The 24,258-nt window shown below is 59.3% G+C and carries 21 protein-coding genes and 5 pseudogenes; 7 read left to right on the forward strand and 19 right to left on the reverse strand.

Annotation, left to right across the window (positions count from 1 at the left end):
- Nucleotide 1: 1 nt before the first annotated feature.
- Nucleotides 2-778, forward strand: a complete 777-nt coding sequence (gene queC / locus H0241_RS26680) for a 7-cyano-7-deazaguanine synthase QueC (protein ID WP_181060823.1) — start codon at nucleotides 2-4, stop codon at nucleotides 776-778.
- A gap of 510 nt (nucleotides 779-1,288) precedes the next feature.
- Here the strand turns inward: queC and H0241_RS26685 are convergent.
- Nucleotides 1,289-1,648, reverse strand: coding sequence for a hypothetical protein (locus H0241_RS26685; RefSeq protein WP_181060824.1), 360 nt, complete (start codon nucleotides 1,646-1,648; stop codon nucleotides 1,289-1,291).
- A 104-nt stretch (nucleotides 1,649-1,752) separates the two neighbouring features.
- Between H0241_RS26685 and H0241_RS35805 the strand changes: the two genes are divergently transcribed.
- Nucleotides 1,753-1,869, forward strand: coding sequence for a LacI family DNA-binding transcriptional regulator (locus H0241_RS35805; RefSeq protein WP_328824835.1), 117 nt, complete (start codon nucleotides 1,753-1,755; stop codon nucleotides 1,867-1,869).
- Nucleotides 1,866-2,495: a substrate-binding domain-containing protein gene (locus H0241_RS26690; RefSeq protein WP_235984492.1), complete on the forward strand. Its 630-nt coding sequence runs from the start codon at nucleotides 1,866-1,868 to the stop codon at nucleotides 2,493-2,495. Before H0241_RS35805 ends, H0241_RS26690 begins: the two co-directional genes overlap by 4 nt.
- Here H0241_RS26690 and H0241_RS36475 read toward each other — a convergent pair.
- The 3 genes and pseudogenes from H0241_RS36475 to H0241_RS26705 all read right to left on the reverse strand — a co-directional run.
- A pseudogene (locus tag H0241_RS36475) lies at nucleotides 2,496-2,576 on the reverse strand (IS21-like element helper ATPase IstB); the annotation flags it as partial.
- Nucleotides 2,577-3,671: 1,095 nt separating this feature from the next.
- The gene (locus H0241_RS26700) at nucleotides 3,672-4,838 is read right to left on the reverse strand and encodes an IS110 family RNA-guided transposase (RefSeq protein WP_181060825.1); all 1,167 of its coding nucleotides are present in this window, start codon (nucleotides 4,836-4,838) and stop codon (nucleotides 3,672-3,674) included.
- Between the two features lie 537 nt (nucleotides 4,839-5,375).
- On the reverse strand, nucleotides 5,376-6,473 hold the full coding sequence (locus H0241_RS26705; RefSeq protein ID WP_328824836.1) for a 1-aminocyclopropane-1-carboxylate deaminase: 1,098 nt from the start codon (nucleotides 6,471-6,473) through the stop codon (nucleotides 5,376-5,378).
- A 107-nt stretch (nucleotides 6,474-6,580) separates the two neighbouring features.
- On the opposite strand from H0241_RS26705, the pseudogene istA reads away from it, so the two are divergent.
- Nucleotides 6,581-7,450, forward strand: a pseudogene (gene istA / locus H0241_RS35810) (IS21 family transposase); the annotation flags it as partial.
- Nucleotides 7,428-8,174, forward strand: a complete 747-nt coding sequence (gene istB, locus H0241_RS26715) for an IS21-like element helper ATPase IstB (protein ID WP_210285091.1) — start codon at nucleotides 7,428-7,430, stop codon at nucleotides 8,172-8,174. The pseudogene istA and the gene istB, both read left to right, overlap by 23 nt.
- A 444-nt stretch (nucleotides 8,175-8,618) precedes the next feature.
- On the opposite strand, the gene H0241_RS26720 is transcribed toward istB, so the two are convergent.
- The 4 genes and pseudogenes from H0241_RS26720 to H0241_RS36600 form a co-directional block, all read right to left on the reverse strand.
- On the reverse strand, nucleotides 8,619-9,578 hold the full coding sequence (locus H0241_RS26720) for a S8/S53 family peptidase (RefSeq protein ID WP_181060827.1): 960 nt from the start codon (nucleotides 9,576-9,578) through the stop codon (nucleotides 8,619-8,621).
- A gap of 163 nt (nucleotides 9,579-9,741) precedes the next feature.
- The gene (locus H0241_RS26725) at nucleotides 9,742-10,752 is read right to left on the reverse strand and encodes a S8/S53 family peptidase (protein WP_235984493.1); all 1,011 of its coding nucleotides are present in this window, start codon (nucleotides 10,750-10,752) and stop codon (nucleotides 9,742-9,744) included.
- A gap of 63 nt (nucleotides 10,753-10,815) precedes the next feature.
- Nucleotides 10,816-11,379, reverse strand: a complete 564-nt coding sequence (locus H0241_RS26730; protein WP_407941778.1) for a hypothetical protein — start codon at nucleotides 11,377-11,379, stop codon at nucleotides 10,816-10,818.
- A gap of 1,433 nt (nucleotides 11,380-12,812) precedes the next feature.
- Nucleotides 12,813-12,908 (reverse strand): annotated as a pseudogene (locus H0241_RS36600) (IS3 family transposase); the annotation flags it as partial.
- Between the two features lie 195 nt (nucleotides 12,909-13,103).
- Here H0241_RS36600 and H0241_RS26735 point away from each other — a divergent pair.
- Nucleotides 13,104-14,269, forward strand: a pseudogene (locus H0241_RS26735) (IS110 family RNA-guided transposase).
- A gap of 223 nt (nucleotides 14,270-14,492) precedes the next feature.
- On the opposite strand, the gene H0241_RS26740 reads toward H0241_RS26735, so the two are convergent.
- From H0241_RS26740 to H0241_RS26750, 3 genes and pseudogenes are all read right to left on the reverse strand, one after another.
- A complete protein-coding gene (locus H0241_RS26740; RefSeq protein WP_181060868.1) occupies nucleotides 14,493-15,203 on the reverse strand; it encodes an IS3 family transposase in 711 nt (236 codons plus the stop codon).
- Nucleotides 15,152-15,499 carry a transposase gene (locus tag H0241_RS26745; protein WP_181060829.1) on the reverse strand — a complete coding sequence of 116 codons (348 nt, stop codon included), beginning with the start codon at nucleotides 15,497-15,499 and terminating at the stop codon, nucleotides 15,152-15,154. The genes H0241_RS26740 and H0241_RS26745 overlap by 52 nt, the downstream gene beginning before the upstream one ends.
- Nucleotides 15,500-15,689: 190 nt before the next feature.
- Nucleotides 15,690-15,916: pseudogene (locus H0241_RS26750) on the reverse strand (ATP-binding protein); the annotation flags it as partial.
- A 749-nt stretch (nucleotides 15,917-16,665) separates the two neighbouring features.
- Between H0241_RS26750 and gmd the strand changes: the two are divergent.
- The gene (gmd, locus tag H0241_RS26755) at nucleotides 16,666-17,727 is read left to right on the forward strand and encodes a GDP-mannose 4,6-dehydratase (RefSeq protein WP_181060830.1); all 1,062 of its coding nucleotides are present in this window, start codon (nucleotides 16,666-16,668) and stop codon (nucleotides 17,725-17,727) included.
- A 94-nt stretch (nucleotides 17,728-17,821) separates the two neighbouring features.
- Here gmd and H0241_RS26760 read toward each other — a convergent pair whose 3' ends face one another.
- The 8 genes from H0241_RS26760 to H0241_RS26795 all read right to left on the reverse strand — a co-directional run bounded on the left by H0241_RS26760 (nucleotide 17,822) and on the right by H0241_RS26795 (nucleotide 24,226).
- The gene (locus H0241_RS26760) at nucleotides 17,822-18,664 is read right to left on the reverse strand and encodes a radical SAM/SPASM domain-containing protein (protein ID WP_181060831.1); all 843 of its coding nucleotides are present in this window, start codon (nucleotides 18,662-18,664) and stop codon (nucleotides 17,822-17,824) included.
- A 197-nt stretch (nucleotides 18,665-18,861) separates the two neighbouring features.
- The gene (locus tag H0241_RS26765) at nucleotides 18,862-19,875 is read right to left on the reverse strand and encodes a 1-aminocyclopropane-1-carboxylate deaminase (RefSeq protein ID WP_181060832.1); all 1,014 of its coding nucleotides are present in this window, start codon (nucleotides 19,873-19,875) and stop codon (nucleotides 18,862-18,864) included.
- Between the two features lie 396 nt (nucleotides 19,876-20,271).
- Nucleotides 20,272-20,526 carry an exopolysaccharide production repressor protein gene (locus H0241_RS36250; RefSeq protein ID WP_181060833.1) on the reverse strand — a complete coding sequence of 85 codons (255 nt, stop codon included), beginning with the start codon at nucleotides 20,524-20,526 and terminating at the stop codon, nucleotides 20,272-20,274.
- A 36-nt stretch (nucleotides 20,527-20,562) separates the two neighbouring features.
- Nucleotides 20,563-20,880: a ferredoxin III, nif-specific gene (gene fdxB, locus H0241_RS26775; protein ID WP_027038815.1), complete on the reverse strand. Its 318-nt coding sequence runs from the start codon at nucleotides 20,878-20,880 to the stop codon at nucleotides 20,563-20,565.
- Nucleotides 20,877-21,080 (reverse strand): CCE_0567 family metalloprotein, encoded by a 204-nt coding sequence (locus tag H0241_RS26780; protein WP_181060834.1) that lies wholly within the window; start codon nucleotides 21,078-21,080, stop codon nucleotides 20,877-20,879. Before H0241_RS26780 ends, fdxB begins: the two co-directional genes overlap by 4 nt.
- A gap of 341 nt (nucleotides 21,081-21,421) precedes the next feature.
- Nucleotides 21,422-21,838: a phasin family protein gene (locus tag H0241_RS26785; protein ID WP_181060835.1), complete on the reverse strand. Its 417-nt coding sequence runs from the start codon at nucleotides 21,836-21,838 to the stop codon at nucleotides 21,422-21,424.
- Nucleotides 21,839-22,547: 709 nt separating this feature from the next.
- The gene (locus H0241_RS26790) at nucleotides 22,548-23,411 is read right to left on the reverse strand and encodes a universal stress protein (RefSeq protein WP_181060836.1); all 864 of its coding nucleotides are present in this window, start codon (nucleotides 23,409-23,411) and stop codon (nucleotides 22,548-22,550) included.
- 110 nt (nucleotides 23,412-23,521) lie between these two features.
- Nucleotides 23,522-24,226, reverse strand: a complete 705-nt coding sequence (locus H0241_RS26795) for a response regulator transcription factor (protein ID WP_235984494.1) — start codon at nucleotides 24,224-24,226, stop codon at nucleotides 23,522-23,524.
- Nucleotides 24,227-24,258 lie beyond the last annotated feature (32 nt).

The raw sequence follows: 24,258 nt of genomic DNA on the forward strand, positions 1-24,258 counted from the left end.
GATGCAACGAGATCCGGGAACCGCGCTCGTCCTTTTCTCCGGCGGCCAGGATTCGACAACCTGCCTGGCTTGGGCGCTGGAGAACTTCGAGCGCGTCGAGACAATCGGCTTCGACTATGGGCAGCGGCATCGGATCGAGCTCGATGTGCGGCCTTACTTGATCGAGCGCATTCGAACAGACTTTCCGGCCTGGCGTGGTCGACTAGGCGAGGACCACATGATTGACATGGCCGTGCTCGGCCAAATCAGTGATACCGCGCTCACGCGCGACGTCGAGATCGCACTGAACGCGAACGGTATAACAAATACCTTCGTGCCTGGCCGCAACCTTCTGTTCCTCGGCTTTGCGGCCGCGATAGCTTACAGGGTGGGCGCGAAACACCTCGTGATCGGCGTGTCCGAGACGGATCGTTTCAGCTACCCGGATTGTCGAGATGACGCAATTAAAGCGATGCAACTTGCCCTGAACCTTGCAATGGAGACGCGTTTCATCATCCACACACCCCTCATGCGGCTCGACAAAGCGCAGACCTGGGCGCTGGTGGATTGGTTGGGCGGCGAGGCGCTCGTGGAGCTCATCCGCGAAGGAAGCCACACCTGCTATAGCGGAAACCGCGAGCATAGACATAGCTGGGGTTTCGGTTGCGGGACCTGCGTCGAGTGTAATCTTCGCGCAGCGGGATGGGAGCAATTCCGATCCTGCAAAGAGGCACCCGTAGCCGCCCATGAAAAACGTGAGCGCCCAGATCCAGGCCGACGGTGGCAATCTGTTCCATAGATCGTTTCCTTCTGTTTGTGATATTCAGCACGACCAGGGTAGGCGCCTTCGATGCCGTTTCGAAGGACTGTTCCATACCATTGACCTTGATGATCTTCGCCGTTCGCGTGGTGCTGTTTGGGCAGCACCATGGCGAGCAGGCTGCGGTTGTTATCCTTGATCCCGGTCGGATTGATCGTGGAGCGTTACCGCCAAGAAAAAAGAGAGGGTGTGGTTTCCACGGGAGGCGATTGATGGCCGAGCCTGCCCTTATGTGGAGGATCGTCCATGCACGTCCATAACCAGCATCGGCATCATTGAAGCGACGAATGACGACGTCATCGGCAATCGATGGTCGGCGCCTGCGTAAGCCGGCGCGGGCGCAGGCGCCTGCGGCGAAGCGATGTTGCGGATGTCCCTCCCCTGGCCCCGCCTCGGCCCAATCAAAGGATACCTGATAGGCGCCCTTCGATCTGCAATGCTCGTGCGCTTGGTGAATGCGCGTGCAGCTTGATGGCGATCGTCACAGCCTCAGTATCGATTTTGACGAAATGGATCTGCTCGACCGCCTGAAAACAATCGACCAGGTAGTTCAGCAAGGTCGATCTCATGTGCCGTCGAATTCAAAAGGCGGCTGCCGTCACGAAGGATGCGCGCAACCGCATCAAGCGCCGGGGCAAAGCCATCCCTATGCATCAGGGTGGCGAAAGTGTTGTTGAGGTCCCGAAAGCGCTGTCCGTTGAGGTCAGCCAGATTGGCGCCTTCGCGTTGCAGTGCGCCGCGCGGCTTCGGATCGCACAGCCGCAGCGCGTGGTGCCATCGGGAAAAACGGCCGCGGCCGAACAATCTTGCCGATAGGGCGTCAGGCGGCGCGGAGATTTCTTGCAACATGTCGGGCCTCTCCTCGAAGGATCCGGAAACGTACGCCTCTTTTGCGCTGACATGCATTTGCACTTGGAAGACGTCATTCACGAATTGAATATGGGAGGCGGCTGGTGAACAGGCCAACGATCGCCGATCTGGCTAAAGCCGCGGGCGTAAGTGTTTCCACGGTCAATCGGCTCTTGCACGGAACTGGCAACTGCGACCGCAGACGGCCGACCTCATCTTGAGCGCAGCGCAGCAGATCGGCTTCCGCAGTTCGGGGCCGCTGCACGAACGCAGGCGGGACAATCTCCCGCATCGGCACTTGAGCTTTCTCATGCAGCAATCGCACCGGCCGCTCTGCCAGATCTGGGCCGAGGCGCTTCTCGGTGCCTCCGCGCGACGCACAGATGCGGTTATTGAGCCAGACGTGCTCTTCGAGGAGGACCCTTCCCCCGAAGCGGTCGCTGCCAATCTGCTCAAGACAGGCGAGAGCGCCGATGCAATCTCGGTGATCTCGGCCGATCACCCGCTCGTCGGCCAGGTGATTGACGAGTTGCGCGTCAAGGGCGTTCCGGTGATCGCCTACGTCAGCGACGTATCCGCTGCCAGCCGGACCGGCTTTGTGGGAACCGACGACTGGAAGGCCGGCCGCACCGCCGCATGGTTTATCAGCCAGACGTCCCGTCGGCCCGGCAAAGTCTTTGCTCTCATCGGCAGCAACCGTTATCAGTTCCAAGACATCTCGGATGCGAGCTTTCGCTCCTATCCCGGTAAAAATTGGCTGCAGCGCATCGCGCTTAGCGCTCGCAGGGCGGAGCTGGTCCGGGTTGCGAAGCCAAGCGAGCGCGGATCGTCTTGGGCGATGTGGTGATCAGGCGCGGTTCTTGAAGCGCCAGGATTCATGTCCGAATTCGATGATCTCGCAATAATGGGTGAGATAATCGAGCAGTGCGGGCGCGTTGAAGAAGCGGCCGCGCCCGCCGTCACAGATGAGCGCGCGGGCGATGGCAATGGCCAGATGCGACTTCCCGTTCCGGGCCACCAAATCAGCACGCCATCACTAAATCAGCACGCCATCGAACAAACGCTATCAGGGGAGATCTCACGCGCCCGGCGGCGGCGAAGAAGAGAAGAAAACGATGGAACGCAAGCTTGATGACCTGATCGGAGCCTCCCTGAGCAGCGCCGGGAGCGTGTCGACGCACGTTTCGAAGAGTCAAAGGAGGACGTCGAGAGCCTCGGCGAGCTGCGCTGTGCGGGCGCGAAGCCAGGCAGAGATTGCCTCCCCTCAAGATCAAGCAAGCCCTTGTTTCGAAGATCGAGAACCAGGCCGATGTGTATCTGTCGACACTTACAGCTACGTAGAGGCGATCGGGGGACAACTCGACCTCATCGTCGCCTCGCGCGCACCCCCGTATACAGCGGCTCAGCTACGTCGTAGCCCTCACGCACGAAGTGCTAGTCTAAAAGAGCGCCAGGTGGACGAACCCGCCCGAAGGCAACGCGCCGGCTGAACGCGCCGTTTCGGTCAAAATTGCTACAGTCTCGTCGACGCTCGCTTGTATGGGGTGATCTTTGTCAACGTGATCTTTCAGTCGTTCCGTCTCCTTGTTCAGCCGTGGCGACCATTTGTTCCTGCTTTGTCTCCGGGGTCCATTGGGGGCGCCGCGCGTAGTGACGGTCAAGGGTGGTCCTTTGGCCATCGCGAAGCGACTTGCCCTTGATGGTCACGAGCACGGCGGCAGCGTTACATTGAGCCGGCAGGTGCCCTGTTTGTAGAGGTCTATAACTTGCAAACCGAGGGGAGCTCGCCATCAGGCGCCGTAAACGCGCCGCAAGCTTGTATGCGGTTGATCCTCGCGGATCAAAAACCATGATGCAGCCATACGCATCGGCGGCGAAGCTCCGGGCGGTGGGCCCATTCTACAGCGCGGCGTCGTAAGGCCATGTGAGCGACCGGGATCACCACCACCTCGGATCGTTATCGGCAGACGCTATTGCAGCTGCCAAACTTCAATGCTCGTCCTGTCGAGCGCTCCTCCATGCTTTATACCGGACGCAGGGCTACTCCCGTCGGGATCTCGCCGGTCGTGACAAGTCGCCAGAATGCAATCAGTAGCTTGCGTGCCAAAGCCACGATCATTGTCTTGCGCGTACCGCCACGGCCATCGGCCGTTCTCGCGCAAAACCAGTGCGCCAGCGCGCTGTCCTTTTGGAATTGGAGGAACCGCCAAGCCAATAGGATCATGCCGTAGCGGACGCGAGCGTTGCCGGCCCGCGCAAGACCTTTCTCGCGCCTGCGTTGGCCGCTCTCATCCGGCGCCCCGGTAAGTCCGGCATAGCGAGCGACGGCTCTCCGATCACGCAGGCCGCGTGAGAGAATCTCATTCACCAACATGTCCGCAGTCTCGATACCGACACCGATGATCCGCGAAAGAAGGCGAACCATTGCGAGCGGACCCTTCTCCGTGTCCGGAACCACCGAGAACTGCCGCAACCGCTCCTGTTCGATCTCGTGGATTTGTTCACGCAACAGGTGAAGCCGTCCGAGATTACGGCGCAACTCTGCTCGGCTTCGTTCCGGTAGGGGCATACCTTCCGCCGTATGCAGAGCCTCCAGTTTCTCGGCAGCTTTGGGCAGATTGGGTTTGAAGGCGCGAATGCCGAAGCGAGCGAGGATTGCCTTGATGCGATTGACGATCCGTGTACGTTCGCGGACGAGATTGTCTCGTTCACGGTTTGGACGGCGAGCCTCCTCCTCATTGATGGTTGGGATGGCTGCCATGCTGCAGTGGCGCTTCTCGCCCCGCAGCCAGCCAAGAAAGGCGCGCATCAGCAGTTCGGTATCGAGGCGATCGGTCTTGGCGCGCCGATGTTCGCGGGAAACCGCGACGCTCGATGGATGTATGACATAAGCCTCGACAGCGCGCGCCTGGAGCCAGCGCGCCAACCAAAAGCCGTCGCGTCCAGCCTCATAGGCGACAACGATGCGCCGGACTTCGCGCCCGGCTTGGATGGCTTCGCTGCGCCAGCGGCGCAACAGCCTGAGCACCGAATCCGGGTCGGCATCGAGCTTCTTGAGAGGATTACGTTCAAAGCCAGGGACCGTCGCAGCAATGAGCCACTTTGTCTGGCTCATCTCAATCACTGCGACCAACGTGCTGTCCTGATCAAGGGCGGTAAGGGATTTGCTTGCATTAAAGAATGGTGACATGGGGGCGCTCCTTAGGTAGCTGCTCAACAGCGCCGAGGGTGCCACACGCTCGCCGCCGCCCATAGCATCTACAGGTATGAGCAAGGCCTCGTTAAGCCGGATACCGATCTGCCCGCTGTCACTCTCGCGGCCCCTTCCCTCGCCCATGCTTGGCCTAGCTCACCACTGCGCTGGGGGGTCCCGCTATGTGCTCGCCGACGGCGACCAGATCGAGCACGCTCGGGTCACAGCTTCCACACCTGATCAAGAAGATACCTCCGCGTCCGCGCGACAGCTTCGCTGGCTTGTAATTTATCAAATTTACGGCGGCTATCGCCGCACTGCAAAATGACAAGGAGGCAAACGGCCATGTCTTCTCGCTTCTTATGCGGCTCCAGGACACGTTGAGCACAGGCCAATACTGCCAAGCATGCCAGACCACGACCCCACCTCGTGGCGACAGTTAACAGCTGGCCGCTGAGGTTTACCAACGGGCCTCCGGTCAAACTTGGCGCAGCGCTGTTACGGCAGGCACAGCACGTAGAGATCTGTCGAGCATCAGCCGTCGCGAAAAGTGTAGCCGTAACCGTTGATCGCCGGCGCGCCGCCGAGATGGGCATAGAGGATGCGCGATCCCTCTGGAAAGAAACCTCTCTGGACGAGATCGATCATGCCTTGCATTGATTTGCCCTCGTAAACAGGATCGGTAATCATGCCCTCGAGCCGCGCGCACAGCCGGATCGCCTCTTTGGTTTGCTCCGAAGGAATGCCATAACGCGGGTGCGCATAGTCCTCGAGTAACACCACGTCGTCCTCGACAAGTTCCGTTGCGAGCTCGACGAGCGTCGCTGTATGCTGGGCGATCCCAAGCACCTGCGCCTTGGTCTTTGCCGGAGTGGCGGAGGCATCGATACCAATCACATTGCGCTGGCGACCGTCCTTGGCGAAGCCGACGAGCATGCCGGCATGCGTTGAGCCAGTGACCGTGCAAACGACGATATAGTCGAAGGCAAACCCAAGCTGTTTTTCCTGGGTGCGCACTTCCTCTGCGAAGCCCACATAGCCAAGGCCGCCATTCGGATGAACAGACGCTCCGGCCGGTATCGGATAAGGTCTGCCGCCCGCTGCCTTTACCTCATAGAGCGCTTTTTCCCAGCTGCGGCGGATGCCGATGTCAAAGCTTTCGTCGACCAGGCGCACTTCTGCTCCCATGATGCGGCTCAACAGAATGTTGCCGACCCGGTCGTAGACGACATCGTCATGCGGCACCCAGCTCTCCTGAACCAGGAGACATTTCATGCCGATCTTGGCGGCTACCGCGGCGACCATGCGCGTGTGGTTGGACTGCACGCCGCCGACGGTGACCAGGGAATCGGCATCAGACGCGATCGCGTCGGGGATGATGTATTCGAGCTTGCGCAGCTTGTTTCCGCCGAACGCGAGACCGGAATTGCAGTCCTCGCGCTTGGCGTAGATCTCCACCTTGCCGCCCAGATACTTGCCGAGCCGGTCGAGCTTCTCGATAGGCGTGGGTCCAAAGGTGAGCGGGTTGCGGATTCCGACGTGAAGCCGGCCGCCATTCCGATCAAAGACCGGCCACCATTCCGATTTGAAGCCGACCACCATTCCAATCAAAAGCCGGCCAGATTTCGGCACTGAAGATTACCTCCTGGGTCAGCAACTTTGGCATCAATCACCTCGCCATGAACGGGGACATTTTGATGCCGGCAAAGAGAAGGCTGACCATGAGACAATTGAGACAAATGCTGCGGCTTGCCGGAAGCGGGACGAGCTCCCGCGAGATTGCGGTCGTATTGGGGATAGCGCGCAGTACGGTGCAGGATAATCTGCAGCGTGCAGCTGCGGTTGGATTGAGCTGGCCCTTGCCGGGCGAGCTGACCGACGATGCGCTTGAGCACAAGCTCTTCAGTCGCAACGGCGTCAAACAGGGCACGCGACGACGCACGGAACCGAACTGGGCCGATCTTGCGGTCGAGCTCAAGAAGCCCGGCGTCACCTTGCTCATCCTGTGGGAGGAGTATCGCGGGTCGCATCCCGACGGTTACGGCTACAGTCGCTTTTGTGAACTTCTACGGGGATTTAAGCAGCGACTGTCACCGACGATGCGTCAGGAGCATGCGGCCGGCGACAAGGTCTTCGTGGATTATTCCGGCAAGAAGATCCCGATCGTTGATCGAGACACCGGCGAGATCCGTGAGGCGGAGATCTTCGTGGCGGTGCTGGGTGCGTCCAGCTACACCTTTGCCGAGGCGACCTGGACCCAGACACTGCCTGATTGGATTGGTTCACACGTCAGGATGTTTCGTTTCTTTGATGGCGTTCCCCGCCTGATCGTCCCCGACAATCTGAAGTCGGGCGTCAGTCGCGCCAGTTTCTACGATCCCGAGATCAACCGCAGCTGCGGCATGATGGCTTCCCACTATGGCGTCGGCGTTCTTCCGGCACGGCCAAAAAAGCCTCGGGATAAATCGAAAGTGGAGAATGGAGTGCGTTTCGCCCAGTCATGCATTCTGGGGCGGCTGCGCAACCAGACCTTCTTCTCGCTTGCTGACGCCAATGCCGCCATTCGCCAGGCACTCGATCGCATCAATGATCACGTCATGCGTCGGCTGGGCGTCAGTCGCCGGCAACTGTTTGAGAGCGTCGAGCGTGCTGCGCTCGCAAGCCTTCCGGGCGAAGACTACGAATTCGCCGAGTGGCGTTTGGCCCGCGTCTCGACGGACTACCATGCGCCGCCAGAAGCGTTTCGAAGCCCGCGCCAGGGCTGCAAAGCTTCGTCATGACGCGCAGATCGAGAATGCCGACTTCCGCGCCGCACGCGGCCTTGATCGCAATCTGTTCATGGCGCTCGCCGGCTGCGACTGGATCAGAAAGCATCACAGTCTTCTCATCACCGGGCCGGCGGGCGTCGGCAAGAGCTGGCTGGCCTGTGCGCTTGGCCACAAAGCTTGCCGAGAGGATTTCTCCGTCGCCTACCACCGGGTTCCCCGGCTGTTCGCCGCCCTCGCGCTTGCAAGAGGCGACGGGCGATACGGCAGGATCCTCAAATCTCTTGCCAGGACCGACCTGCTGATCCTCGATGACTGGGGACCGGAAAAACTCAATGACGACCAACGCCGCGATCTCCTGGAGATCATTGAGGATCGCTACGAACGACGCTCAACCATCGTCACAAGTCAGGTGCCCGTGGATCGTTGGTGGGAGATCATTGCAAACCCAACTTTGGCCGACGCCATCCTGGATCGCCTCGTTCACAATGCCTATCGCATCGATCTGACCGGCGAAAGCATGCGAAAACAGCGCCCGCCGATCGTCCCCGAAAGCACCGAAGCTTGACCTGAAATAAAACCCAACCCAAACATCAACGAGACCCAGGATCAGACCGAAAAATGGCCGCCTTCAAATCGGAATGGTGGCCGGAATGAAATCGGAATGACTGGCCGGCTTCAAATCGGAATCGGTGGCCGGCTTCCCACCCATCAGAGCCTTGGCGACCAGCGCTTTCCTTGCGACCGAGACGAAGCGATTCACATGTCAGCATGCTGCGACGAGGCGACCATCGCCTCGGAAACGTACGACGACACCCGATCGACATCTGCGTTTCTGCCGGCTTTGCAAGCGCAGCCAGACAGCCAAACCAACACACTTCGATAGAACGCAATAGCTCTTGTTTGCGATTGGATCGGCACGAACCGCGCGGTTTCTGGGGCGAATTCTGTGAGGCGATTTTGGTGGCTCTGACGCCTCAAAGAAAGTTTAGCTGCTCAATCGGATGCACGTCTACCTGATCGAAACGGGTGCCAGTGCCCTCGAAAGACTGGCCTCCCCGTGACCATAAGTCGCCGCATCATAATTGACGAGCGTGTCGGTCCTGGCTGTATCCAGCAGCTGATTAGTAATCTGTGTCGGAGTTGCGGACGTGAACTTGCTGCCAAGGATAGCGGCATAGCCTGCAACCACGGATGCCGCGACAGACGTTCCGGGTAGGCCAGTCTTGTCACTCTCGACCCCCACCGTCAGGAAGTGGTTCTGCACCTCCGAATCTGAACCGGCGTAATTCGAATAGGAGGCGAGCTTTGCCTTGTTTTCGGGAGTGCCATTGCGCTCTAGCGCACCGACAAAGATTGCCGATTGCTTCCCAATCAGGTCGAGAACAAGGAAATCAATATCCCCGTTGGCAAGGGTATCTACTGCTACGGACCCGTTGCCGGCTGCCTTTGTGAAGACCGCAGCACCCGCCCGAGCCGCATCGACAACCGACTGCTCAAGCCGGTACCCGCTCACTGGTTCCTCAAGGCCATAGCTCAGATTAATGACATTGAGGCCCTGCTTCAGCGTGAGCGGAACTTGTTCTGAATAGTCAAGCTCGGTTATGTTTGCGCCAGGCGCGACCATGCCGGCTGCTTGAGCGACCCACTGCCCATGTCGCCGCCATTGGGAGCCATGGCCGAGATCCCCCACCTGTCCCATGTTACCTGTGAAGTCATCTATGATAGTTACCGACACGCCAGACCCATTATAGCCCGAGGCCCATGCTGCGCCGACGTCCGGGCTCATCCAGCAAAAGGTGCCATCGGCATTTTGTGGGCAACGCGAGCTGCTGCCCTCCATGGCTGGCCTGGCAGCCCCTCCATCGCCGGCGAGCCTGGATTGGAGGTCATCGGCGAAACCGGGTGGTGCCGACGCCCATAGGATAAGACTGGCAAGGTACGCCACCGGCAACCATCGCTTTATCTGCATTCAACTCTCCTGTTTGAACTGTTCTTCATCAACAAGACGAAGCATTTCACCATGGCTGGAACGACCTCTGAACCAGAGACCGATGTTCAGCGGATTCAGATGGGCGTTCGCGGGGTATTTCAACGTGTCCGCCAGCCGGAGCAGCGACGCCACACACGGCAATTTACAGCCCGGGCGCCGCGATCCACCCACGTTCGGACGCATGAGGGTACGGTGGCAGTCTAGTCGAAACAGGTGCCAGCGCCCTCGAAAGGCTGGCTTCGCCGCGGCCGTAAGTCGCCGGATTGTAGTTGACGAGCGTATCGGTCCTGGCCGCATCCAGCAGCTGATTAGTAATCTGTGTCGGAGTTGCGGACGTGAACTTGCTGTCAAGGATGGCGGCATAGCCTGCAACCACAGGTGCCGCATGAGACGTGCCGTATAAGTCAGTCTTGTCACCCTCGACACCCACGGTCAGGAACTGGTTCCGCACCTCGGGGTTTGAGCCGGGATAATTCGAGTATCGGGCCAGCCGCGTCTTGTTCCCGGGAGTGCCATTATGGTCGAGAGCACCCACGAAGATTGCCGATGGCGCCCCGATCAGCCCGAGTGTTAGCTCATCGAAATCCCCTTCGTGCGGCCTACCTACCTCGCTGCTGCGGTTGTCGGCACTCTTTGTGACGATGGCAGTGCCCGCCCAGGCTGCATCGACGATCGCCTGCTCGCGCGGATGCTGGCTCAGTGGCTCTATAATGCGGTAGCTCGCATTGATGATATTGAGGCCGTCCTGCAGCCCGATCGAAGACCCATCGAGATAGCCATACTTGAATATGTTTGCGCCAGGGGCGACCATGCCGGCAATTTCAGAGACCCAATCTCCATGTCGCTGCGTCTGCCTACCGCGACCGAGATCTGCATCAAATGGCTGTCCCGTGAAGTCATCTATGACGTTTATCGATACGCCGGAACCGATAAAGCCTGATGTCCATGCTTCACCAATATCCGGGCTCATCCAGCAGAATGTGCCGTCGGCATTTTGTGGACAGCCCGAGCTACTGCTTTCCGCGGCTGGAGTACCGGTCGTTCCTTTGCCGCTGACACCGGCATCGAGATCACCCGCGAAACCGGGTGCAGCCAACAGGCACGCGATAAGACCGACAAGGAAACCTGCCGGGAACAATTGTGTTTTGTGCATAATCAACTTCCTGTCTGATTGTTCTTCATCAACGAAAATTTACGGCCTTCCCTTTCACCATCGCTAAAATTCACCCCTGAACCGAAGGTAGAGTTTCCATCGGCTTGGCTCGAGGTTTGTCATGTATTTCAACGTATCCGAGGGCCGCAGTTGCGAGGCCGCCAGACGGCAATTCACTGTATGGAAGCCGCCGACGGCGCCATAGTCAGCCGTGCAAGGTCGTTCCGTCAGATTCCCGCCCAAAATGGAACTGACGGTGAGAGAAAGCGTCGTGGACGGCGTCGGTCGCTTTTGCAGAATAAAGCCGAGTTTCACACTTGGGCCGATTCGGACCTTTTCGGCGCGTTGTCCGGTGCTCGCGCCCCACAGGAGACCGAAATCATCCGACAGCTGCGTCAACATTTCAAATCGCATGTCGATCCATTTGCTGTGGTACCACTTGTCGAAAGACACTTTGGTACCACCCGACAGCTCGTATCCGCCTTGTCCCAGATGGTTAGCGGCCGCGGTTAGCTCCGAACCCTGGTAAATGCCGACAAGGCTGGTCTCCTGTCCGTTCGCAGCCATCGCGGTGACGAAGAATGCCACGACGAACAGGCCAAAACCCGCCGCCAACGGCATGCACATCTGCAGCGCCCATTGTTGGACCCGCCTGCAAATCATGTAATCGACACGCGTACTGCAGTCCCTCGCCGCATCTTCAAACCGCACGGAAGCTCTAGCCGCAGACGCAGGGCTGCCAGCGGGCAACGTATTCATCCCAACAAACCTGTGCTCCCCCGTCCTTCAACTTTGTCGAGCCATCTCTTCGCTCTTCCCTGGCAAACTGCTCCCGCCCGATCAGCGAAATCCAGCAAAATTCATGCCATCTAGATGAGCGTGTAAGAGAAGGCATTATGTAATTTGTTTTCAAGCGGCTTAGACCAAAACGTCCAAGATGCCGGCCAACCAAGGCTGTGTCGTCAAACCGACAAAGCCGACACAATTGACCGGATCTCGACGAACACGCTGAGCGTGAACCCAGCCTCATGGGCCAACAATCCCTTCGCGTCCGGCCGTGCATCGGAGAGCCCTCGAAACGGCCTCCATATTCCCGGACATTGCGCCGCCCAATTTCTGAACGCGAGTACGTCTGAAAAGGCATGCCCGGCAGAGACGGAGCTCCCTGCCGGGCCGGGTTCGCCTTGGAAGGTGGCGAATGCTAGCGGCTTTAGTGGCGGTGGGACCACTCAATCCGTGCTTTTTGCGCAATAAGGAGCATGTACCGTGCCAAGCCAAAAAGCATTTAAAAGCACCCGGGAGTCAGCTTCCTCTACGTTGCGTACCCTGACGCAACATTGGCAGAACGATCTCGTCCCATAAATCCACCAGTGGATCTGGTCGTGTCCGCCCACGCGGCTTGCGGCACTGGCTCGGTAGCACGCCGGTCCCGGCAAGTCGGCGGGCGCTACGTTCACTGATCCCGGCCTTTGCCGCTGCGACCGCCTCGGTGTCACCCGCTCGTTTACGTTCCATGAGCCGCCTGTACTGGCGATCCGTGATCCATTCACCCGACATCAGTTTTGCCCCCTGCGATCGCAGGGGGCAAAACTGACAGGCGCATCACAAACCGGCCATCTCGATTGTCGTTAGGCGGCCAACATACCTGTCGTCACACACATGGACGCGCCGTAGGCCAATCAGCCTCCGGCGACATCGCGATGTCACGCCCCAGCAAGTGAGCCGTCGAGCGCACGAAGAACGAAAGTTAGACGCGTTTTCCTGCTTGGCCCAGACTTAGAGCATTGAGGCACTCGAGCGCACGTCAGGCGGTGCTTCGAAAACATCGCAGGTCAGGTCCCCTCGGGCACGGAGTTAAATAGGGTGCAAGATATCCGCGCCTGAGACGGTGAGCGGGCGACAGCAGGACCGTCGTATGGCAACGCCGAGACCTCGATGGCGGCACGGCGATGTCGCCGAGGATGCGGACAGTTGTTCTGGGACGCAACCATAGCGGAGACCTGCCATCGGCGCCGAACTTTGACCCCTGATTGGAGTGGGCCACCTCGGGCCGGACAGAGTCAGGCTGCTGATTTGACCGTTTGCCGGGTGTGTTGATCCTCGAATTGCATTGGACTGAGATAGCCAAGTGCTGAGTGAAGCCGTCGCCGGTTGTAGACCTCCTCAAAGAAATGCGGAAGGTGTTCGATGACATCGGCGAACGTCTCGAAGGCATCGGATAGACGGCCTCGACTTTGAGCGTCTTCATGAAGCTTTCCGCCTTTGCGTTGTCGTAGATCCCATGAGGAGTGGATAGCGGCCTAGGCTCTGCCAAAGTGAGGTTGCTCAATATCCCCACTCTGGAGACAATCATGCTTTTGAACACTGACGGCCCCAACACCCAAGCCGCTATCCGAACCAATCTTGGCGCAGTCTTCGTGTCGTTGGAACTGAGCAAGTCGACCTGGCTTGTGACTTCGCTGTCGCCGGGCAGCGAGAAGATGTCATTCCACTCGGTGAAGGGCGGTGACATTGCCGGTCTGTTTGCCCGCTTTGAGGCCCTGCGGCAGAAAGCGCAGGCCGGCAGGGCAAACTGTATCCAGTGGTAGTCATCCAGGAGGCGGGGTTGGACGGCTTCTGGATCGAGCGAGTACTCGCAGCAGAGTCCTGGATTGAAAGCTACGTGGTCGATGCCGCCTCGATTGCGGTGCCGCGCAAGCGGCGGCGAGCAAAGACCGACCGGATCGATGGCGAGACGCTAATCCGGACGCTGATGGCCTACAAGCGGGGAGAGCCACGGGTGTGCTCGATGGTCAAGGTGCCGAGCCTCGAGGCGGAAGATCGGCTCCGCATTTCCCGCGAGCGCAAGGCGCTGGTGGCCGAGAGGATTGCTCACAACAACCGGATCAAGGGGCTTCTCTTCAACCAAGGGATCCGGGCCTATGAACCGATGTGCCGTGACCGGCGCAAGCGGCTGGAAGAATTGCGGACCGGCGATGGCCGCCCGCTGTCCCATCATCTCAAGGCCCAGATCGTTCGCGAGCTTGATCGTCTCGAACTACTGCTCGGCCAAATCAAGGCGGTCGAGGCCGAACGGGATGCGCTGATCGCCGAAGAGAAGCCCGACCAGACAGCGCCTATGACTGCGCTTCTTGCTCTCAAGGGGATTGGTGCGGAGTTTGCGGCCATCTTGTATGCTGAAGGCCTGTTTCGGCAGTTTGGCAACCGAAGGCAGATCGCCGCCTACGCCGGGCTGGCACCGTCTCCCTGGCAAAGCGGGACGATCAATCAGGAGCAAGGTGTCTCGAAGGCGGGTAATCCTCGGCTACGGACAACGATGATCCAACTGGCCTGGCTCTGGCTGCGCCATCAGCCGGATTCGGCTCTCACCCGCTGGTTCCATGTGCGGATCGACAAGGGCGCCTTGCGCAGCAAAAAGGTCGCAATCGTCGCGCTTGCCCGCAAGCTGCTCGTCGCGCTCTGGAAATACGTGCACCACGGCATCGTTATCGAAGGAGCCATCGTGAAGGCAGCGTGACGCTCTTCAACTCTCTTCCTATCCTCAGGAGTTGATCACTTTCCTGACGGATCCGGGTGGACGCACCGAGCAATCCTATGGCCCTCAACAGCCGTGTCGTAGAATGGTCCCGTCCTCCTGAGCCCTGACCGCTGGATGCGGGATATTGGTGCAGCCGCCTTGGAGCGGCGACCGGATGTGAGGTTGTACAGGTCCGGATATCGGACCGGTATTAGAAACGGGCTCAGACCATGGATACCGTGAACAGGGATAATCCCATGCCGCCTTGAAAATACCCCTTGACCCGAAAAGCCTCATGTGAGGGATTGCCGCGTCGGCCCATGGAACCGACCAGGCCGTGGGCGGCAATGTGATCGCGATAGGCTGTCGCGGCATATTTTGATCCGCGATCGGAATGATGCACGCAGCCGGGTGGCGGTTTGCGTCCTTCGACTGCGGCGGTCAAAGCCGCCAGCGTCAGCCGCGCGTCGATCGAGCGGCTGATGGCGTATCCGACAACCCGCCGCGACCAGGCATCCAGGACGACGGCAACATAGGCAAAACCGCCGACGACGGTGACGTATGTGATATCGGCCACCCAGAGTTGGTTGGGCCCGTCGGGGATGATGTCCTGGGCGAGGTTCGGGAAGATCGGCTGATTGTGATCGCTGTCCGTGGTCACCGTGAATCGGCGGCGCATTCTGGGCTGAAGGTCATGCTCGCGCATCAGGCGGCGGATCTTCTTGTGATTGACGATCATGCTCTTGTGCCGAAGAGCGGCACGGACACGACGCCAACCATAGTGCTCGAACTCGTCGCAGATGGCTGCGATCGCTTCGACGATCGCGGTGTCGTCGGACGTCTTCTCCAGGCGGTCGTAGTAGGTCGAACGCGCGATCCCAATCAGCCGGCATCCTTCGGCGACGGAGAGACCTCGGGACCGGTGATCGCGGATGTAGGCCTGTTTCTCTGCCGCGGTGCGCTTTTCAGAGCCCCCTTTAGGAACTCCAGCTCCAGATCCTGTTTGCCGACGAGCCGTTCAAGCGCAGCGATGCGAGCCTCATACTCCTGGATGAGATCGGCCGCCTGCGCATCATCAAGAGCGCCTTCCTCATACTTGCGGACCCAGACGCGGATCAATTGGCGCTGGATATCGTGGCGCTTTGCCAATCCATGTAGCGTCTCGCCCGACAGATATTCCTGCGCGACCTGACGCTTAAACTCGATGCTGTGTGTGCGATACCTTGCCATGGTTCTCTCTTCGAAAACCCGACAAGACTGGTCAATCCCTCAAGCCGATCTGTCCACCCTCGGGGGCGCACTCCAGATCGGCGTGCAATTTTTGACCCCTTGCATAAGCGCGACGAGAGCGCTCGCCGGGCGGAGCTGGTCGGGGTTGCGCAGCCCGGCGAGCGTGCATTGTTTGGCGATGGGACGCGCGTCAGGCGCGGTTCTTGAAGCGCCAGGACTCGTTTCCGGTCTCGATGATCTCGCAGTGATGGGTGAGCCGGTCGAGCAGCGCTGTCATCATCTTTGCGTCGCGGGCAAAGAACTCGGTCATTCGCCGAATGCCAGGTTGGTGGTGACAATGATGGAGGTGCGTTGGTAGAGCCAACCGACGAGATGGAAGAGAAACTGCCGGCCGGCTTGGGCGAAGGGGACATATCCGACATTGAGGGATAAAACCCTACACCGGCGGCCGATTTTGGATGTCGTCCTTGCCCCGGTGCTCAACAGGGCAGCTCCGCACCGGAGTTTCTTAGAGGGCTCGACATTCGGCGCCGAGGCCGTTCCTCGGAGACGAACGCTGGAAGGCATCGAGATCGCCGGCACCGCAATGCAGCAGAAATCGGACAGCTGATACAATCCAATCTCGCGCGCGACCGCCCAACGGTGTGAACGCTCGGCTAGACTAACGTCTTGAGCTTGGCGTGGGCTTGGTGATGCAGGCCGATGAGACCGAAGGCGACGACATCCATGCCACGCCAGCAAGCCTGTGTTACGAACTGCGGTGCACAAAAGCAGCCCTTTCCACCTCCTTGTGGCGCGGCTCTCCCGGAACTTATCTGGGTCAGGGACTTGAACCCTCCATCCAAGCGGTAAGAGCTCATCCATCCCGAGGATGCATCGCATCGAAACAATCGATTTTACGAAGTGTAACGCACATGAAAAGACGCCGCTTCGAAAGGCTGTTCTACAGGGAGATGTCTCCGGCTCGCGGAAAAGGAGCTAGACGCTCCTGGGTATGAGGCCCACGAAACAACACTCCGCGTGATGGGCATGCGTTTTAGAGTCATTCAGGCGCAGATGCCAGCCAAGACGCATCAGCGTCGTGCACCGCGTTTGCCGGGTCCGAAATCGTTCGGTGCTTCGTTGATTATTCCTGTCCCACACTTCATCCACTGGAACCATGCGAAATGAGTTCACCTCGGCGTACAGCATTCATAACAGGTATCACCGGCCAGGACGGCGCGCTGCTCGCCGAACTGCTGCTTTCGAAGGGCTACATGGTGCACGGCCTGAAGCGGCGCGCGTCGCTGATCGGGAATACCCAGCGCATCGACCACCTGTATCAAGACCCTCATGAGGACCATTCCGACATGGTCCTGCATTACGGGGATATGACCGATGCGACAAACCTGATCCGCCTCCTGCAGGAAACTCAGCCCGACGAAATTTACAATCTGGCTGCGCAAAGCCACGTGCAAGTCTCTTTCGAGACCCCCGAATACACCGCCAATGCCGACGCGCTGGGCACGCTGCGGCTGCTGGAAGCGATCCGCATTCTTCGTCTTGAGAAGAAGACCCGGTTTTACCAGGCCTCCACTTCCGAACTCTTCGGTTCGGTCCAGGGCGTCCCGCAGGACGAGACGACCCCATTTTATCCACGCTCGCCGTATGGGGTGGCGAAGCTCTACGCCTACTGGATCACCGTGAACTACCGCGAGGCATACGGCCTTTATGCAAGCAACGGGATATTGTTCAACCACGAAGGGCCGACGCGCGGCGAAACTTTCATCACGCGCAAGGTGACGCGTGCGGTAGCTGCGATCATGGCCGGCAAACAGGATTGTCTCTATCTCGGTAACCTCGAGGCAAAGCGCGACTGGGGCTCGGCGCGCGATTATGTCGAGGGCATGTGGCGGATCCTCCAGCATCACGAGGCTGACGATTTTGTGCTCGCGACCGGCGAGACACATACGGTCCGCAGCTTCGTCGAGGCTGCCTTCAGGCGAGTCGGAAAGGAGATCGTTTGGGAGGGCGAAGGCGTTGACGAGGTGGGCCGCGACCCCATCAGCAACCAGGCGCTCATCCGAATAGACAAACGCTATTTCCGTCCGACCGAGGTCGACCTGCTGATCGGTGATGCCTCTAAGGCGGCTACCAAGCTCGATTGGAAGCCGAAGACCACTTTCGATGAGCTCGTCTCGGAAATGGTGGAGGCCGACTGCCGCGCCTATGGGATCGCACTCGCGTGATGAAACGCGATGAGTTCAACCGAGCGCACAGCTTAGTTGCACTCCAAGCCGTTTCGCATTCGCTGCAGGCCTTTTCAGGCGTTAACCGGCACAGTCAGGTGCGGTCGTTCGCATCGGCAAATTCGCACATCCTACACAGCAGAAAACCATCGGCTCCATTCATGCGATCCACGATTTCGCGAAAAGCTGGTCCGTCAAAGAGCTCGGCATATTCGTCGCGTAGCAGATTGCCCAATAAGTGACGGCGCTCAAAGTCCATGGAACACAAAGTGACATCCCCGTTGGGAAGAAGAACGTTACGATACTGGCGTCCGTCCACGCATGTCAGGGCTCCAACGACTGGCTGCCGCGGTTGAACGATCTTGGGATCGACGCTTCCACCCCTGCTGCTCACCGGCCGTCCATGAATCAACGTTTCGGCTGGGATAATGTCGACGACATCTGGATGGGCTTCGCCCAAAACCACGAACTGAATCGAGGGGATCTCCGCGCCGACGAACTGACGAATCAAATTGCGGTATTTGTCTCCGACAAGGCGACTGTTCATGTAGGTGCCATCATCAAAAACATGAACCATAAACACCTCCAAGCGCAGTGCTTGCAGGCGTTGTAGATCCTGCAGGTTCATTCCGACAAGCGTCGTGAAGATCCTGATGCCGTGGCCGGCGGCGAAAGCGTGCTCGACCATTTCGGTGCAGTGCGGATTGAGCCAAGGCTCGGAGTAGCCCGAAAAACCAATGGCGACGGAAGCTGGCACGCGGGCCAGACACCGCTTGAAATCCTCAAGGCTAAGATGCTTAGAATGAGATATTTTTCTTTGCCGATCCGCGAATTTGTCCTGCGGACAATATGAGCATCCCACGATGCATCCTGTGGTCGTGGTTATTTCCAAAACTCTCCCGGCTGGGACAGCAGAGCGCAATTCGGGTAAAATCATCCTGTCTCACTCCATCTTCTCTGGTCCGGCGACACACCACAACGGTGCTCTTTGGCTGTTGACACTGCCCTCCAAGACCTTGCGAACGACCCGAGCTTTGCCTCGGTCAACTGCCGGCTTCCTCGAACTTCTGAGCCGACGTTCATGAACTTCGAGCGTGTCGGCACGACAGGACAGCCCATCGCATCTGTCAGGCGTCAGCCATCGCGGAAGGCGTAGCCGTAGCCATTGATCGCGGGCGCGCCGCCGAGATGCGCGTAAAGCACCCTCGATCCCTCTGGAAAGAAGCCTTTCTGGACGAGGTCGATCATGCCTTGCATCGATTTGCCCTCGTAAACGGGATCGGTAATCATGCCCTCCAGCCGCGCGCACAGCCGGATCGCCTCTTTGGTTTGCTCCGAAGGAATGCCATAACGCGGGTGCGCATAGTCCTCGAGTAACACCACGTCGTCCTCGACAAGTTCCGTTGCGAGCTCGACGAGCGTCGCTGTATGCTGGGCGATCCCAAGCACCTGCGCCTTGGTCTTTGCCGGAGTGGCGGAGGCATCGATACCAATCACATTGCGCTGGCGACCGTCCTTGGCGAAGCCGACGAGCATGCCGGCATGCGTTGAGCCAGTGACCGTGCAAACGACGATATAGTCGAAGGCAAACCCAAGCTGTTTTTCCTGGGTGCGCACTTCCTCTGCGAAGCCCACATAGCCAAGGCCGCCATTCGGATGAACAGACGCTCCGGCCGGTATCGGATAAGGTCTGCCGCCCGCTGCCTTTACCTCATAGAGCGCTTTTTCCCAGCTGCGGCGGATGCCGATGTCAAAGCTTTCGTCGACCAGGCGCACTTCTGCTCCCATGATGCGGCTCAACAGAATGTTGCCGACCCGGTCGTAGACGATATCGTCATGCGGCACCCAGCTCTCCTGAACCAGGAGACACTTCATGCCGATCTTGGCGGCGACCGCGGCGACCATGCGCGTATGGTTCGACTGAACGCCGCCGACGGTGACGAGCGTGTCGGCACCTAACGCGATCGCATCGGGAACGATGTATTCGAGCTTGCGCAGCTTGTTTCCGCCGAATGCGAGACCGGAATTGCAGTCTTCCCGTTTGGCGTAGATTTGCACCTTGCCGCCCAGATGCTCGCTGAGCCGGTCGAGCTTCTCGATGGGCGTCGGCCCAAAGGTGAGCGGATAGCGTTCGAATTTTTTCAGCATGTTTTCTCCGCACCAGGCCCTCGCGCCTCAGACAGCTGCGACCTTGGTCACAAGCGTTCTTTTTTGAGGCCACCCGCGTTTTGGTGCGTGGCAGGACAGCTTCGTCATCATCGTTGTCAGCATCGGCTTCCTGATTGAGACGAAGCTCCGCATCCGAGCGCCGCGGCGGCACCATCACATGCTGGAATGCAAACAGCTGCATCTGCCGCCATCGCACGATTCCATTCTGTCACCTTTGCCCACTCTGGCGCACCTGTTCCGAATGTCACCGCATCGTCCCTGGTCATTCCAAAGTGGCGCGAACCTAGCTCTGAAGCTCTCGGTGCGCAGGGACGGAGCGGAATGCACACCGCCCATCGGAACACACCGAGGGACCCATTCATTGGTAGTCATTGATCACCTCGTGGTCCGGCGGCTGGTACCGATTTGACTACAGCCGCCGAACTGCTCGGCGCCCGGACCACCTCCGGAAGAGCAGCTGGACCGCCAGATCAGAAAGAGCACGCTTGCGAAGTAAAAGACTTGAAGCAGCAGCGAGCAGGCCAGCGTCGTGACGACCGCTAGAGGGATCGAATTCGAGCCGGCGTAAACAATGACAGCGTTGCCGCACAGGGCCAGGCCCAGGAGCCGACAAAAAGTTATGAAGCGCACCGGCGTTCTCCTGATTTGTGTCGTCGATTGTCCTGCTCATGCCGAGATCTGGTCGGCCGCGAGATGGCTTTGGCAGTTCTTTGGGCAGACGCGGCCGCAGGCTCCGCAGCCAATACAGCGGCCGGCATGGTCGACGACCATGATCATGCGATTGAGTTCGCCATCGAAATCGTCGTCCTCGCCGTCGCAGGCGCCGAGGATTTCACCCGCATCATCAACGCCGTAAAGATGCATGACCTCGCGCGAGCAGACCTTGAAACAGCGGCCGCAGCCAATGCAGGTCTTGCCGTCTATAGCCGTCAGATATTTCGGCTCCCATGTGGAGCCATCGCGTGTGACGGAGGCGGCCGTCATTGTGAGCGCTCCCAGGCAGCGAGCTCTGTCTTGGCTGCATGCAACTCGGCAAAAGCATCGAATGTTTTTTCGGCAACTGCCTTGATCTCAGTCCAGTTGACGGGCAGGTCTTCGGCAAGGTCGTGCAATGCCATCTTCGCGTTTCCCGCGCGCGATTGGAGCCTGCGGACGTTTTTCTGCAACGCCTCAAGATCTGACATGATCACCTTCCTTGAAAACCGGCTTCATTTACGCTCGTGCCGCCCCAGTGGCTTCAGCGGTGGCGGTCGCATCACCGATCAGATTCGTTGCCGCGCCGAGAAGCTCCGAAAGGACTCGAAGCCGACCGCAGGACGTCGCGCGACAGATTTGCCCAGAACGACCAACGTCCAGCCGTGAACAGCACGCATCCGAAACTTGGCAGCTCATTTCATCGGCAGTGCCGCCGGCCTGAGCGCACTTCGGCCCGGGCAGCGTCCCGCCTAAGTCCCCGGGGAAACAGGCCGCCTCGAAGTCCGTCAGGGGTTTTTACCGAGACATCCTCGATCGACTAGGACCTCTGCTACGATGAGGCGGTGAATGCTTGCGCCATCGTTCGAGTGGTGAGTGCCTGGAACGCCCTGCCCTGCTCCACCCACATCTCAACGCGCTTGCGCAGGAAGCTAGACTGCAGCTCGATAACTTCGGACGGCAACTTCGCGCCCAACAACGCTTTCAGATGCGAGAACTCGGCGTCGGCGTTGGCCCGCAATGCGGCAAGCGTCTTCATCGAAATTTCTATGTTCTTGGCTCTTGTGTTTTCGACGATGGCGTCGAGCATTCGTCCGGTGTCTTCGGCAGCCGCCGCAAATTTGACGAGCGCAGTTGTCGACTGCGCCTGGGCCTTCTTGGCGACTGCCGCGGGATGATCGATGGTTTTGGCAGGAACCAACGCCAGGAAGCTGACGGGGTCAGCGGGTTTGTGTTCGACACTGGTCATTTCGGATTCCTTTCCGACCGATAATCGCTTCGACACGCCAACGTTCTTTTGCAGTAGGAGTCCTCTCGCACTGAGCAAGGCGAACGCCGAGCTTCCGTGTCGTTGGCCCGCCGCTACCGTCCGCGGCGAGGGACATGTAAGCACCACCAAGGACCTCAATACATCTTTGGCACTGTGGCATTATGGGTAGAAATTAGAAACATTTCTTACGTTATTTGTTGTTACATTATTGTAAAACCCGTCTTAACACAGGAAATTATATGGCATCTCATTCAGTCGTTTTGTAACGCTTATAACCTCATCGCGACGGAAGCGATCTGATACGCGTCCCTCGCAGCCACACTCCCTACCCAAGCCTCCACTAGGACGAGCGGCGGACCGCAGCGCAATTCTGCATAGGCCTCACCCTCAGACAGCCCATCCATTTAATGGGCCGGATGGCGCCACAGCAGAACTGTATTCCGGGCCGTCTTCCGAGCCCGGCTGCGTGGAGGTCGAGGATTCACTCCTCATCGTCTCACCCGTTTTTAAAGCCAAACGAAGTCGCGGCAACCGAGCTACCTGTGAAAACCCGGTAAGTCCACAGGACATTACCCGGCTGGGCCACGAGGATAAGCTCCACTCGGCGCAAAACCCTTACCGGAGTCCTCAAACAGGTTGGCGCAGAAGCTTTGACTGAATCGCTCCGAGGCGATTGGTCCCGAACCCATCAGCGGGCCAAGAACAGCGGCAAAGTCGGCTTCGCAACGATCCATCTCGTCGCGCCGCCGAAGATGCGCTCACGCAACCGACGGCTGCCATAAGCGCCCATGACGATCATGTCGGCACAGGTATCGATGGCGTGCTGCGCAAGCACCGAGGCCGCCGGTTTGCCACCGCTCCGCAACAGATCAACCGACACATGAGCACCGTGCCGAGTGAGATAGGCAGCAATGTCGGCTCCGGGCTTTGAGCCATTGCCGTTGTAGTTCGCCTGCGGATCGACCAGGGCGACACAGACTTCCTCGGCACCGGATAGCAGATCCAGAGCTTCCCGAACCGCACGCGACGCCTCGGCTCGCGAATCCCAGCCTACCAGCACGCGCCGCGGCGACAGGGTCGCCTCGGCGCCCTTCGGCACAACCAGCACCGGTTTTCCGGTATCGAACAAGCAGCCGTTTATAACAGGAGGCCCGAGATCCTCGTCGTAGAGTAGGGTCGGTCCGACGATCGTGAGATCGTTGCATAGCGCCCGCTGTCGCACGATTTCGCCGACGCTGACCGGATCGCAATGATCGGTTTCGATGCCATAGCAAAGCGACGTCGCTCTCAGCAGTTTTTGGATTTCGCTATACCGTTTTTCCAGTCTGGCCATGTCGTGGGAAAATCTTTCGATTTGCCTGAATCGCCTCTCCAGTCCAGCAATGTCCCTTTCACGTTCAACTAACATAGGGATGCCGGCACCGATTGGCTGTCGCGACATCACCAGCACGGAAAGATGCGCGCGGACCTCGCCACACAAGCCGGCAGCTGTTTTGACATCCTCATCGCAGTGGCCGACCCCCGTCACACTGAGTACGCTTTTGAATGCCATCTGCCTGTTCTTTCTGAGTGAGTCGTACCTTTGGGCGCGTTTTTAAAGCCGCAAGGCTTGCCCTCAGCACTACGGAGATGGGTGTGGTGACACTCCGTCGGTTTAGCTCTTCAGCCGTCCGGCCATTCGAGCGAGTAGCCGGCCGACCTGATCGTGCGAATGACGAAGGTGGGCGAGGCCGCCTGCAGCGCTTTTCTGAGCCGGCTGATATGGACGTCGACGGTGCGGGGACCGACATGGATGTTGGCCGGCCAGGCCGCGCCGATCAGCTCGTCGCGGTTGAAGACCCTGCCCGGCGTCTCGAGCAACAACCGCAGCACGTTGAACTCGATCGGTCCAAGGTGGATCTCGTGGCCATTGCCGCGAACCCGGTGGGCATCGAGCCTCATCTCAAGGCCGCCACACGAGAGCCACTGGCCGTTTTCAGCCCCGTTGGCACCAGGCTTTGGCAGCGCCAGCTTGGTGCGTAGCCAGTCGAGCAGCTTGGCCGGAGCGATCGGCCGCACAAAGCTCTCGTCGATGCCTGCCTTCAGGAGATTGAGGTGCTGGTTCTCGGCGCCGGGCGAGATCAGCGCAATGATCGGCAGGCCGCCGGTCCGGGGCTCCCGCCTCAGCCGGGCGCAGATGGCGGAGCCGGTTATGCCGGCCGGCCCGCAGTCCAGCACCACGGCCTGGAAGTCGCGTTCGCCGGCCAGGGCGAGCGCTTCCTTGGCGCCGCCTGCCGGCTCGGTGGCGAAACCGTCGACCTCGAGGATGTGGCTGAGGAACAAATAGAACTCCGCGTCTTGCGAACAGATCAGAACGCGTGGCTTCATCAGCGCTATCCCAGGAACCAGATCGGCCTCGA

This window comes from Mesorhizobium neociceri, assembly GCF_013520985.1.
Taxonomy (GTDB): Bacteria; Pseudomonadota; Alphaproteobacteria; order Rhizobiales; family Rhizobiaceae; genus Mesorhizobium; species Mesorhizobium neociceri.

Coding starts and splice junctions, on each gene's coding strand:
- queC (WP_181060823.1), top strand. CDS start 2: ATGCAACGAGATCCGGGAACCGCGCTCGTCCTTTTCTCCGGCGGCCAG.
- H0241_RS26685 (WP_181060824.1), bottom strand. CDS start 1,648: ATGTTGCAAGAAATCTCCGCGCCGCCTGACGCCCTATCGGCAAGATTG.
- H0241_RS26700 (WP_181060825.1), bottom strand. CDS start 4,838: ATGTCACCATTCTTTAATGCAAGCAAATCCCTTACCGCCCTTGATCAG.
- istB (WP_210285091.1), top strand. CDS start 7,428: ATGATCACGTCATGCGTCGGCTGGGCGTCAGTCGCCGGCAACTGTTTG.
- H0241_RS26720 (WP_181060827.1), bottom strand. CDS start 9,578: ATGCAGATAAAGCGATGGTTGCCGGTGGCGTACCTTGCCAGTCTTATC.
- H0241_RS26725 (WP_235984493.1), bottom strand. CDS start 10,752: ATGCACAAAACACAATTGTTCCCGGCAGGTTTCCTTGTCGGTCTTATC.
- H0241_RS26730 (WP_407941778.1), bottom strand. CDS start 11,379: ATGTGCATGCCGTTGGCGGCGGGTTTTGGCCTGTTCGTCGTGGCATTC.
- H0241_RS26745 (WP_181060829.1), bottom strand. CDS start 15,499: ATGGCAAGGTATCGCACACACAGCATCGAGTTTAAGCGTCAGGTCGCG.
- gmd (WP_181060830.1), top strand. CDS start 16,666: ATGAGTTCACCTCGGCGTACAGCATTCATAACAGGTATCACCGGCCAG.
- H0241_RS26760 (WP_181060831.1), bottom strand. CDS start 18,664: ATGATTTTACCCGAATTGCGCTCTGCTGTCCCAGCCGGGAGAGTTTTG.
- H0241_RS26765 (WP_181060832.1), bottom strand. CDS start 19,875: ATGCTGAAAAAATTCGAACGCTATCCGCTCACCTTTGGGCCGACGCCC.
- fdxB (WP_027038815.1), bottom strand. CDS start 20,880: ATGACGGCCGCCTCCGTCACACGCGATGGCTCCACATGGGAGCCGAAA.
- H0241_RS26780 (WP_181060834.1), bottom strand. CDS start 21,080: ATGTCAGATCTTGAGGCGTTGCAGAAAAACGTCCGCAGGCTCCAATCG.
- H0241_RS26785 (WP_181060835.1), bottom strand. CDS start 21,838: ATGACCAGTGTCGAACACAAACCCGCTGACCCCGTCAGCTTCCTGGCG.
- H0241_RS26790 (WP_181060836.1), bottom strand. CDS start 23,411: ATGGCATTCAAAAGCGTACTCAGTGTGACGGGGGTCGGCCACTGCGAT.
- H0241_RS26795 (WP_235984494.1), bottom strand. CDS start 24,226: ATGAAGCCACGCGTTCTGATCTGTTCGCAAGACGCGGAGTTCTATTTG.